The organism is Rhodococcus sp. (in: high G+C Gram-positive bacteria), assembly GCF_049299235.1.
GTDB lineage: Bacteria > Actinomycetota > Actinomycetes > Mycobacteriales > Mycobacteriaceae > Rhodococcus.
The window spans coordinates 1-10,102 of sequence record NZ_JBAQXC010000393.1 but is presented as its reverse complement, the minus strand read 5'-3'; the positions used below and the strand labels follow the sequence as shown (position 1 = coordinate 10,102).

General features: G+C 68.3%; 11 protein-coding genes and 1 pseudogene. 6 read left to right on the top strand and 6 right to left on the bottom strand.

Annotated features, from left to right (window positions below):
• Positions 1-29: 29 nt before the first annotated feature.
• Together WAX14_RS24175 and WAX14_RS24170 are read right to left on the bottom strand one after the other, a co-directional pair.
• Complete coding sequence (locus WAX14_RS24175; RefSeq protein WP_422630578.1) at positions 30-818, bottom strand: peptidylprolyl isomerase; 789 nt, start codon at positions 816-818, stop codon at positions 30-32.
• A gap of 2 nt (positions 819-820) precedes the next feature.
• Positions 821-1,693: a peptidylprolyl isomerase gene (locus WAX14_RS24170; protein WP_422630577.1), complete on the bottom strand. Its 873-nt coding sequence runs from the start codon at positions 1,691-1,693 to the stop codon at positions 821-823.
• A 152-nt stretch (positions 1,694-1,845) separates the two neighbouring features.
• Here WAX14_RS24170 and WAX14_RS24165 point away from each other — a divergent pair, with 152 nt between their 5' ends.
• From WAX14_RS24165 to WAX14_RS24155, 3 genes are read left to right on the top strand one after another with little or no spacing between them, the layout of a single operon-like run.
• Entirely contained in the window at positions 1,846-2,529 is a 684-nt protein-coding gene (locus WAX14_RS24165) for an MBL fold metallo-hydrolase (RefSeq protein WP_422630579.1), read from the top strand.
• Positions 2,530-2,575: 46 nt separating this feature from the next.
• Positions 2,576-3,850, top strand: a complete 1,275-nt coding sequence (hisS, locus tag WAX14_RS24160; protein WP_422630576.1) for a histidine--tRNA ligase — start codon at positions 2,576-2,578, stop codon at positions 3,848-3,850.
• A complete protein-coding gene (locus WAX14_RS24155; RefSeq protein ID WP_422630575.1) occupies positions 3,837-4,481 on the top strand; it encodes a hypothetical protein in 645 nt (214 codons plus the stop codon). Before hisS ends, WAX14_RS24155 begins: the two co-directional genes overlap by 14 nt.
• A gap of 121 nt (positions 4,482-4,602) precedes the next feature.
• Here the strand turns inward: WAX14_RS24155 and WAX14_RS24150 are convergent, their stop codons facing one another.
• The 3 genes from WAX14_RS24150 to WAX14_RS24140 form a co-directional block, all read right to left on the bottom strand.
• Entirely contained in the window at positions 4,603-5,811 is a 1,209-nt protein-coding gene (locus tag WAX14_RS24150) for a hypothetical protein (RefSeq protein WP_422630574.1), read from the bottom strand.
• The gene (locus WAX14_RS24145; protein WP_422630573.1) at positions 5,808-6,161 is read right to left on the bottom strand and encodes a type VII secretion target; all 354 of its coding nucleotides are present in this window, start codon (positions 6,159-6,161) and stop codon (positions 5,808-5,810) included. The genes WAX14_RS24150 and WAX14_RS24145 overlap by 4 nt, the downstream gene beginning before the upstream one ends.
• Positions 6,162-6,276: 115 nt before the next feature.
• Positions 6,277-6,639: a Rid family hydrolase gene (locus WAX14_RS24140; RefSeq protein WP_422630572.1), complete on the bottom strand. Its 363-nt coding sequence runs from the start codon at positions 6,637-6,639 to the stop codon at positions 6,277-6,279.
• Between the two features lie 87 nt (positions 6,640-6,726).
• Here WAX14_RS24140 and WAX14_RS24135 point away from each other — a divergent pair, with 87 nt between their 5' ends.
• Together WAX14_RS24135 and WAX14_RS24130 are read left to right on the top strand one after the other, a co-directional pair.
• On the top strand, positions 6,727-7,746 hold the full coding sequence (locus tag WAX14_RS24135; protein ID WP_422630571.1) for an Rv2578c family radical SAM protein: 1,020 nt from the start codon (positions 6,727-6,729) through the stop codon (positions 7,744-7,746).
• Positions 7,747-7,880: 134 nt separating this feature from the next.
• Positions 7,881-8,207, top strand: coding sequence for a hypothetical protein (locus tag WAX14_RS24130; protein WP_422630570.1), 327 nt, complete (start codon positions 7,881-7,883; stop codon positions 8,205-8,207).
• A 9-nt stretch (positions 8,208-8,216) separates the two neighbouring features.
• On the opposite strand, the gene WAX14_RS24125 is transcribed toward WAX14_RS24130, so the two are convergent.
• A complete protein-coding gene (locus WAX14_RS24125; protein ID WP_422630569.1) occupies positions 8,217-9,476 on the bottom strand; it encodes a transcriptional regulator in 1,260 nt (419 codons plus the stop codon).
• A gap of 157 nt (positions 9,477-9,633) precedes the next feature.
• Here WAX14_RS24125 and WAX14_RS24120 point away from each other — a divergent pair.
• A pseudogene (locus tag WAX14_RS24120) lies at positions 9,634-9,978 on the top strand (nuclear transport factor 2 family protein); the annotation flags it as partial.
• Positions 9,979-10,102: the final 124 nt, after the last annotated feature.

Here is a 10,102-nt window from a genome sequence, read left to right as displayed (position 1 = left end):
CTCCGAAGGAAGGTGCCGCCCACGACTGGTCAGGACGCGACCGTCACCGATTCGATCTGGACCGGCAGGTTGGGAGCGCCGCCGCCCACGCTGCCCATCGAGCCGTCGTCTCCCTCCGCCGCGACCTGTTCGATCGTCGCGAGGCCGGTCTCGTCGATCGTGCCGAAGACCGTGTACGCCGGTGGAAGCTGCGAATCCTCGTAGACGAGGAAGAACTGGCTTCCGTTGCTGCCGGGCCGCCCGGTGTTCGCCATCGCGATGGTGCCGCGCGGATACACCACGGCCTGTCCGAGTGCCGGATCGGACGGCGCGTACGCCGTCTCGGGGTATTCGGTGTCGAATCCGTAGCCGGGCCCGCCGGTTCCGGTTCCGGACGGGTCGCCGCACTGCAGCACCTGCAGACCCGGCGACGTCACGAGCCGATGACACGGCGTGTCGTCGAAGTACCCCTGTTCGGCGAGCGACACGAAGCTGTTGACGGTGCACGGGGCGGCGGCCGGGTCAAGGACGAGACCGATCGGGCCTGCGCTGGTGGTCATCGTCACGGCCGGTGCTCCCTCGGTGGTCACACCGCTCTCCGGTGGCGGTGCCACGTCCTTCGCCGCAGCGCCATCGGGTGTGTAGCTGCAGTCGACCGGTGCGCCCGCGGCGGGCCGCGCGGGCAGTGCGCCGGTCGACGCGGGCTCACTCGGTGTGGCCGTAGCGGTCCGGGTGGTGGTCGCGGACGTCGAGGTGTCGCTTCCGTCATCGGAGCAGCCGGTCAGCAGCAAGACTGCGCCGGCGGCGACGGCGGCAAGTCGGATCGGGGTACCGGGCATGGTCAGTCCATCCTCACGCTGGTCAGGGATGTTGCGAGTGCGGGCGGGCCGTCGGCGCCGCCACCCTCCACGCCCTCGGCGGCGATCGTGTCGAGGGTGGCCAGTCCGGTGTCGTCGATGGTGCCGAACACCGTGTACTGCGGCGGCAGCACCGAATCGCCGTACACCAGGAAGAACTGGCTGCCGTTGGTGCCTGGTCCGGCATTCGCCATTGCGAGTGTGCCGCGCGGATAGGTCATCGGCGTCTGCGCTGCCGGGTCGTCGGCGGCGAACTGATCGGTCGGGAACTCGTTGGCGAAGGTGTAGCCGGGCCCACCGCTGCCGGTACCCGTGGGATCACCGCACTGCAACACCTGCAGTGACGGCGACGTCGTCAACCGGTGGCATTCGGTGTTGTCGAAATAACTCTGTGAGGCGAGGGACAGGAAGCTGTTGACGGTGCACGGCGAATCAGAGTTGTGCAGCACCAACCCGATGTTGCCCCGGGTCGTCTCGACGCTGACGCTGACATCGGTGTTGGCCTCACCACCGGTCAGGATGCCCTCGGTGCGCGGTGGTTCCACCGGTCGCGACGGTTCCCGGCCGTCGGCCGGATACGCGCAGCTCACGGAGTCGGGTAGCGGCTCGGCGCGTCCCGCGGGCAGCGCCGCGTACTCGGTGCTCTGTTCGGTCTCACCGGACGCGGTCGTGGCGCTCTCGTCGTCGCCGCGGTTGACCGCCCACAGGGCGACACCCGCACCGATCACGACGATCACTCCGACGGCCGCCAGGCCGATGTTCCGTTGGCGGCGCTTGCGCTCACGCTCCGCACGGCGCGCGAGCTGCCGTTCGAGTTTGCGTTTCGCGGCTTGGCGCCGCTGTGCGTTGCTCGGCACTGCTGTAGTCCTCCCGTAACCGATCGGTCGTGGCTGAGCTGTGAAGTCAGGCCGGATCGAGTCTGCCACCCGAACCTGGGAGCGGACGGACCGGGCGTTGCACCTACGCTGTAGGAGCCCTCAGACCTGCCCTCACCGTAGGAGCGATGCTCGTGCTCGTCACCGGATTCCCCGCCGGGATGTTCCAGACCAACTGCTATATCCTCGCGCAGGACAACTCGAAAGACTGCGTTGTCGTGGATCCAGGCCAGGACGCCGCCGAACCACTGAGCGAGTTCCTGATCGGATCCGACCTGAAGCCGCGCGCGGTGCTGCTCACTCACGGACATCTCGATCACATCTGGTCGGCGCAGGTGGTGGCGGATCGCCACGACATCCCCACCTACATTCACGCCGGTGACCGGCACATGCTCACCGATCCGGGTGTCGGACTCGGTTCGAGCTTGGCACCGTTCCTCGAAGGCACCACCTTCACCGAACCGCACGAGGTGATCGAGTACTCCGACGGCGACGAGATCGAGTACGCCGGGATCCGGTTCGTCGTCGACCACACGCCCGGCCACACTCAGGGATCGGTGGTGCTGCGCACCGTTGCCACCACCCCCGACGGGATCGCGGTTCCGGTCGCGCTGACGGGCGACACCCTGTTCGAAGGATCCATCGGCCGTACCGATCTGCCGGGTGGTAACCACGAGCAACTGCTCGAGTCCCTCGCAGCGAAACTGCTGGTGCTCGACGACAGCACGAATATTCTGCCGGGCCACGGTGGGTCCAGCACGATCGGCCGGGAACGGACGTCGAACCCCTTCCTGGCCGGCCTGGCCGGATCCCGCTGACCCGGGCCAGCACGCACAGCGTTCCGACGAGAGAAAGCAGCGACAGGTGAGCAAGGTTTCCACGTTCTCGGCCCCCAAGGGTGTCCCGGACTACGTTCCGCCGCAGTCCGCGGAGTTCGTGGCCGTGCGCGACGGTTTGACGCGCGCCGCGCGACTGGCCGGCTACGGGCACATCGAGCTGCCGATCTTCGAGGACACCGGGTTGTTCGCGCGGGGTGTCGGAGAATCCACCGACGTCGTCACCAAGGAGATGTACACGTTCGCCGATCGCGGTGACCGATCCGTCACGCTGCGACCGGAGGGCACCGCCGGTGTGATGCGCGCGGTCATCGAGCACGGACTCGACCGCGGTCAGTTGCCGGTGAAACTCAGCTACTCGGGGCCGTTCTTCCGCTACGAGCGACCCCAGGCCGGCCGATACCGGCAGTTGCAGCAGGTCGGTGTGGAGGCGATCGGCATCGACGACCCGGCACTCGACGCCGAGGTCATCGCGATTGCGGACGCCGGGTTCCGTGGTCTGGGTCTGGACGGGTTCCGGCTCGAGATCACCTCGCTCGGCGACGACACGTGCCGTCCGCAGTATCGAGAGTTGTTGCAGCAGTTCCTGTTCGGCCTTCCGCTCGACGACGAGACCCGGCGTCGCGCCGAAATCAATCCACTGCGTGTACTCGACGACAAGCGACCGCAGGTGCGGGAGCTCACCGCCGACGCGCCGCTGATGCTCGACCACCTGTCCGACAGTGCCAAGGCCCACTTCGACGAGGTGCTCGGCCACCTCGATGCGCTCGGTGTGCCCTATGTCGTCAACCCGCGCATGGTCCGTGGCCTCGACTACTACACGAAGACCACCTTCGAGTTCGTGCACGACGGACTCGGCGCCCAGTCCGGCATCGGCGGCGGTGGCCGCTACGACGGCCTGATGGAACAGCTCGGCGGACAACCGTTGTCGGGCATCGGGTTCGGGCTCGGAGTGGATCGCACCATCCTCGCGCTCGCCGCCGAAGGCACGAGCGCAGCGACCCCGGCCCGGTGCGAGGTGTACGGGGTGCCGATGGGCGACGCCGCCAAGGGCACACTGGTCCGGATCGCCCACGCGCTGCGCGGTGCGGGCATCCGCGTCGACCTCGCCTACGGTGGGCGCGGACTCAAAGGTGCGATGAAGGCCGCCGACAAGTCCGGCGCGGTCGTCGCGCTGGTCCTCGGTGACCGTGAACTCGAGGCCGGTGAGATCGTCGTCAAGGACCTGCGTGACGGTGAGCAGTACACCGTGCCGCTCACCGACGTCGTCGCACGTGTGGGTGAGGTCGTTGCCGGGGCCTGACGGGCAGGCGTCCGGCTCCGTCGCGCTGGACCTGCTGCCGCCGCATCTGCTGCTGCCACGGGCCCGGCGTATCGCCTCGGGGGCGATACTCCTCGGCATCGTGGTCTGCGGCCTGACATGGTTGTTCGCACCGGCGTCGATTGCGATCGCACTCGGTCTGGTCGTCGGGATTCCCCCTGCTGTCGGAGCGTTCGTCGTGACACGTCGGCACGTCCGTCTCGACGGCACAGTACTGACCGTCTCGGGGCTCCTGCGCGCACACAGCGTGGAACTGCGGCACCTGGCCGGCGTCGAACTCCTCGTGCGGGTCGGGCGGGTCAGCCAGGTGATTCTGCGGGCCAACGACGGGGAGCACCGCATCGTGGCGGTGCCGCTCGCCCTGTACACCGACGGTGGCGGGCGAGAACTCGACGTGCTGGGGTTGCGCACACTCGCCGATGCGCTCGCCACCTCGGAACTGGCCCCGGCTGCGGCGTTGTCGTCGGTGCTCGTGGAACAGTTGCGGGCCGAGGCGCGGGAGGCACCGGTGGGGGAGCGGCCGTTGTACCGGGCGATCGACCTGGCTCGCCGCGAGGGCCGGGTGCCACAGACCACCCTCACCGATCACGAGGTGGCCTCGCTCGTCGACTGAACGCGCCGGCCCGGCCCCGCTGTTGTCTCCGCTGCCGACCACCCGGCGTTGCAGTTCGCTGAGGTAGGTGTCGTGGCAGTCGCGCGAGCAGTTCCGGGGTGCGTGGCCGACAGCCCGACGTCTACCAGCCGTCGTCGGCACCGCCGATCACCGACGGGACGACTTGCGGTAGTTCCCCGACTACTTCGGTGGAGTTCGCGGCCGAGACCAGGAACCCCGGCGTGCTCCGATGGTCGGGCTTGTCGTCTCCACGGGCGGCACCCGCCGCGGGAATCCCCCCGTACATGCCGCGTCCGGCCGCAGCGGCTACCGGTGTGGCCGCGCCGGTAGCTCCGGGTGCTGCCGGGCCGGGGAGGATGCCGCCGACTGCCGCTGCCGGAATTGCGCCGCTTCCGGGGCCGATTCCGGAACCACCGACGCCGGCAACCCCGACACCGGCCGGGGAGGACATCGGACCGACACCGCCGGCCGACGGTACCGTCGGCACCGCGGACGATGCCCGCGTCGGGGCGAACTCGTCGCCGGTACCGCCGAACATCGGTCCCAGTGCGGACGCCGTGTCGGACGCGAGGGACTTCACCGCGTCCGACGCGACTGCCGCGACCTTCCCCGCGTCGGGCAGGGCGCCCGGCGCGATCGGGGGCGGAACCGGGATCGGCGCGGTGAGGGTATTCATTGCCACGGTGTGCACGCTCAGCTCGCCGCGGCTTCGGGCGACCACAGCGAGGGCGGCCTGTAGGTGCTCGACGGCGGACGAGACCAGCAGAGCCTGACCCGGCGGTGTCAGAGCAACCGGTGCGGCCGCGGTGGCGACGGCCACGAACGACTGGGCGATCCCGGACAGTTCGATGTTTCCGCGTTCGACCGTTGCGGTCGCGGCGCGGGTCAGTTCACCGATTCGGTCACCGCGTTCGCTCAACTCGACCGCGCTGGCCTGCGCCTGACGGCCGTGGTCGACCGCTGCCTCGGCGGGTGCTCCCTCCCACGAATCGGGCAGCGCGTCGACCGCGCCGCGCCCGATCGACACCGCGGTATCGAGGAACCGGGACGATTGGTGCAGGATCGCAGCGGGGTCGAGGGCGTCCAGGATTCCGGTGCCGAACAAGCCGCCGAGGTCGGTCAACGGTGCAAGAAATTGGTCGATGCCCGGCAGTTGCGGTACCGGAATCGACTGCAGGAGTTCGACGATGGAGTTCAGTCCGGGGTCGGGTGGGGGTAGCGTAACGACGGGCGACGCGGGTAGCGGCATGTCGAGTACCGGGCCGATCGGTGAGCCGCGCAATGCGTCGAGGACGGTCGGGGCTGCCGCGGGCGTCTCCTGCCCGGTCATCGCGCGGACCCCGGGGTATACACGGCGGCGTTCTGCAGAGCTGCGGACTGATCGGCGACCACCGTTTCGTACCCGGATGCGGTGTCGTGTGCGGCGAGGCCGCTCGACGCGTAGGCGAGGGACAACTGCGCGACGGCTCGGGTGTGCTCGCTCTGAGCGGCGACGAACGCGGCCAGGAAGTCGCCGCCGATCAGGCCGAGAGCCGGACTCAGCGCCGTGACGTTCGCGTGTAGATCGACGGCGCCCGCCTGTGCGACACGATCCGCGGCTTCGAGCGCGGTGTTCCCGAATGCGCGCACCCCGTCGGGTACGACCTTGACCGAACTGCCGATGCCTGCCGATTCACCCATGACGATCCCCCCAGATCAAGACGTCGTGTGCAGCACTCTAGCCGAGGCCGTGGCGCTGCGCGCCCCGTGTGCCTTTTGGGCCCCTCCAGGGTTCCGAAAGGCACACGGCAGCAGGCTATTCGACGATCGCGTCGGCTTCGATCTCGATGAGGAGTTCGGCGTCCACGAGGCTGCTGACCTCGACGATCGTGCTGGCGGGACGGATCTCGCCGAATACCGCACCGTGGGCGGCGGCGGCTTCCTCCCATCGGGTCATGTCGGTCAGGTACATGCGGGTACGGATCACGTCGGTCAGCGCAGCGCCTGCTTCGCCCAGTGCGGCTTCGATCGTGCGCAGTGCACCGCGGGTCTGTTCTTCGAGGGTCGCGCCCGGCGAGGTCGTGCCGGAGACCGCGACCTGGTTGCCGATGCGCACCGCGCGGGAGTAGCCGATCTTCGGTTCCCATTCGGAACCGGACGAGATGTTCTGGCGAGTCATGGCCGGAATTCTGGCAGGTGTGCGGTCGTCGAACGAAATTTCGATCAGCTGTTGACAGATACTCGCACGGGTGTTCGACTTTTGTGCATGAGGTGGGCGGCGCAGACGCTGGATGCCGACGACGGCGCGTTGCCGGGCTTCGGCAAGGCCAGGCTGGCCCGGAGCGTGCAGACGCCGGAGTTCGAGGGGATCACCTTCCACGAGGTGTTGTGCACGAGTGCGCTCAACAAGACGCCGGAGGCGTCCGCGCTGCCGTTCCGGTTCACCGTCAACACCTTCCGCGGGTGTAGTCACGCGTGCCGCTACTGCTTCGCCCGGCCCACGCACGAGTACCTCGGTTTCGATCCCGGCCACGACTTCGACTCCCAGCTCGTCGTCAAGACCAATGTGGCGGCAGTATTGCGGCGGGAACTGTCCCGCAGGTCCTGGAAACGCGAGCGGGTCGCGCTCGGCACCAATACCGATCCGTACCAGCGCGCCGAGGGGCGATATCGCCTGATGCCCGGTGTGATTCGTGCTCTCACCGAGTCGGGTACCCCGTTCTCGATTCTCACCAAGGGCACGTTGCTGCGGCGCGACTTGCCGCTGCTCGCGCTTGCTGCCGGCGAGGTCGACGTCGGGCTCGGGGTGTCCCTCGCCGTCGGCGACCACGATCTGCACCGGCAACTCGAGCCGGGGACTCCGTCGCCACAGGCGCGGCTCGACCTGATCCGCGCGTCCACCGACGCAGGGCTTCCCTGTCATGTGATGGTGGCGCCGGTCGTTCCGTATCTCACCGACTCGACCGGCCACCTCGACGAACTGTTCGCCGCCCTTTCGGCCGCGGGCGCGTCGGGCGCGACCGTGATACCGATGCATCTGCGTGGTTCCACCCGTGAATGGTTCCTGTCCTGGCTTGCTGCCGAGCATCCGGCACTGATCCGCCGGTATCGGCAGCTGTACGGCCGTGGTGCATACGTATCTCCGCAGTACACGCGCTGGCTCGAAGCCCGCGTCGTACCGCTTCTGGAGCGACACGGACTCTCGGCTGCCGATACCGCACGTCGCGAGCCGCACCCGACGGTGTCCGAGCGCGTTCCGGCGACCCCGGCGCTTACCCTGTTCTGAACTGCTCTGAACTGTTCTGACCACACGGGCTCCCGGCTGACGGCAACCTCGGGGGGATCCGGCGAGCGCCGTGACGGGCTGGTCGGGCAAGATCATTCTCCGTTCTACCTGTCGAGAAGATGTGAGGTTTGTCGGTGAAGGGTCGTGTGATGGCCGCGGTGTTCGTCCCCGCGGTGTTCGTTCTCGGCGCGACCGTGGCGGGTTGCGGTGGCGCGACCACCGGTACGACGTGCGACGACTTCGCCGCGCAGGACGACGCCACGCGCGGCGAGACCGTCCTCGCCCTCCTCGAACCCCATGGCATCTCGTCCCGGGACCTGGAGAGTTATCGCGTCGTCGTCGGCGAGATCAACGAATTCTGTGGTCTGCGTGGCGGTTCGTCCCCTGACAGCCGCGAAGCGACGCAGAACAACACTCAGCCGATCGACGAGGCCGTCGAGTGGGGCAGCCTCACCAGTTGACGTGATTCGTCACGACGTCAGCGCGCGCACTCCGGGACTGGTCGACCGGCGCACGAATGCACAATCGGACAGGCGCTCGGCGTCGGGTGATTCGACGACGAGGTCGACGGACTCCGCCAGCCGATACGGTCGGCTGTCCACCACTGCGCCCAGCGTGCGACGCAGCCTGGACACTTCCGCGCGCACCGCGACCGCGTGGTCGGCGTCGCCGAACAGTGCGTGACCGAGCTCGGTGACGGTCATTCCGTCGCGGCCGCGGTGGTGCAGCAGCAACAGGATCTCGGCGTGCCGTGCCGTCACGGGGCTGTGCCACGAGGCGGAAGTGCCGGTTACCGCCACGGTGGGATTCGGCGAAAGCCGAAGCGTGATAGCTATTTTGGAGGCAGGCTCGGCAGGGCGGATCAACCATCCGTTGGTGAGTTGTTCCGGCATGCACAGGCCGAGACCGGGAACGGTGAGCGCCCGGTCGCCCCGTGGGGCGGCGACCCGGCCGGTGGTCGCGACCCCGGAGGCGTGCGCCACCCATCCGTGGTCGTCGACGAGCAGCAGCGGGCCGGACACCGAGGCGAGCAGTGGCGCGGCACTCGTGCGTAGTTGATCGAGGCGTTGTTCGTGTCGACGCCACAATTGTGATTCGGCGAGGCGTACCGCGGTGTCGACCAGGGCGCTGATCGCCGGGTGCAGCGTGAGCGCCGGCCCGCTGACATCGACGATGCCGAGCACATCGCCGTTGATCGGATCGTGAATGGGGGCGGCCGTGCAATACCACGGATGCTGGGTCTGCTTGAAGTGCTCGCCGGAAAACAGTTGTACGGGAGCAGATTCGGCGAGCGCGGTACCGATCGCATTGGTTCCGGCGGCGGATTCGGTCCATTCGGAGCCTTCGCGGAATCCGAGTGCGTCGGCACGTGCCCGGACCTTCGCCGATCCGTTGCGCCAGAGAATGACCCCGTCGGCATCCGTCACTACCAGGAGTAACTGCGAGGCGTCCGCGACGGGTGCGACGATCTGGGTGAGGTCACCGATCACGGCGGACAGCGGAGACTGCCGGCGGCGGCGTTCGATCTCGTCGATCGGATGCGGGGCGCGGAGGCTGCTGCCGGAGGGGTCGAGGCCGGTTTCGGACACGCGCGACCACGATCGTGCAACCACGGCGCGTGGTCGCATCTCGGGTCGGCCGCCGCCGAGCACCGCATCGTGCATCCGGACGAGGTCGCGCGCGTGACGTGACAGATCGGTGCCGGGTGCGATCGCGCTGAAGCTGCTCACGGGCCCTCTCTGGTTGCGGGGTGTCCCACGGAGCATAGGCGCGTTGCTGTGTTCCGCGCCACACACATGCCGCGTCGGTGCAACCCGATGCAACGATTGCGGCCGCCGAAATTCGGGTGTGTGCTGGATCACAACAGCGAATGGAAGGTGTCCAGCCATGACCGATACCCTCGAGCAGCCCACCGGCCGGAGCGTCGATCCGCAACAACGGGTCGACGAGTGGCTGCGCGATTTCGAAGCTGCTCTCGCCGCGCGCGACGTCGACGCCGCCGCCGGCATGTTCGCGACCGACAGCTACTGGCGCGACCTGGTCGCTTTCACCTGGAATCTCAAGACGGTCGAGGGCCGCGACGGTGTCGCCGGCATGCTGCGCGAGCGACTCGGCGATACCGATCCGCGCGGATTCCGTACCTCGGAAACCCCCACCGAGGACGACGGCGTCGTCAGCGCATGGATCGCGTTCGAGACCGCGACGGGCCGCGGGGAAGGGCACTTGCGTCTCAGTGTGCATCTGAAAACTCGGTGAGCATCGGCGTGTGACGGGCCGGATACCGGCGAACTCCTGGTAGGCCAGTGAGTGCTTACGTCCCTGCCCTACCAGGAGCTCACTTGCCATCATCGCCTAT

What these genes read in the sequence shown, in the direction of transcription:
- WAX14_RS24175 (WP_422630578.1), bottom strand. Translation starts at nt 818, where the DNA reads ATGCCCGGTACCCCGATCCGACTTGCCGCCGTCGCCGCCGGCGCAGTC.
- WAX14_RS24135 (WP_422630571.1), top strand. Translation starts at nt 6,727, where the DNA reads ATGAGGTGGGCGGCGCAGACGCTGGATGCCGACGACGGCGCGTTGCCG.
- WAX14_RS24145 (WP_422630573.1), bottom strand. Translation starts at nt 6,161, where the DNA reads ATGGGTGAATCGGCAGGCATCGGCAGTTCGGTCAAGGTCGTACCCGAC.
- WAX14_RS24140 (WP_422630572.1), bottom strand. Translation starts at nt 6,639, where the DNA reads ATGACTCGCCAGAACATCTCGTCCGGTTCCGAATGGGAACCGAAGATC.
- WAX14_RS24150 (WP_422630574.1), bottom strand. Translation starts at nt 5,811, where the DNA reads ATGACCGGGCAGGAGACGCCCGCGGCAGCCCCGACCGTCCTCGACGCA.